This window comes from Marinomonas sp. SBI8L (genome assembly GCF_001624705.1).
In the GTDB taxonomy this organism is placed as follows: Bacteria; Pseudomonadota; Gammaproteobacteria; order Pseudomonadales; family Marinomonadaceae; genus Marinomonas.
On record NZ_JSEO01000064.1, the window covers coordinates 1 to 291 of the forward strand.

Sequence of the window (291 nt, forward strand, 5' to 3'; positions counted from 1 at the left end):
AAATTATCTGGTAACTAATTTATATAGAGACGCACAGAAGAAGTGTTTGGGTCTGTAGCTCAGTTGGTTAGAGCGCACCCCTGATAAGGGTGAGGTCGGCCGTTCAAATCGGCCCAGACCCACCAATTAATTATCCTAAATTAATTGGCCAAACATTTTAAGTGATACATGGGGCTATAGCTCAGCTGGGAGAGCGCCTGCTTTGCACGCAGGAGGTCTGCGGTTCGATCCCGCATAGCTCCACCATTACTTACTTATTCTGTGACTCATTACCCAAAGCTCTAAGCAAGT

At 46.0% G+C, this 291-nt stretch carries 2 tRNA genes; both read left to right on the forward strand.

Going from position 1 to position 291, the window contains the following annotated elements:
• Positions 1–48 precede the first annotated feature (48 nt).
• Positions 49–125: transfer RNA gene (locus OA91_RS23935), tRNA-Ile, on the forward strand.
• A gap of 45 nt (positions 126–170) precedes the next feature.
• A tRNA-Ala gene (locus tag OA91_RS23940) sits at positions 171–246 on the forward strand.
• Positions 247–291: the final 45 nt, after the last annotated feature.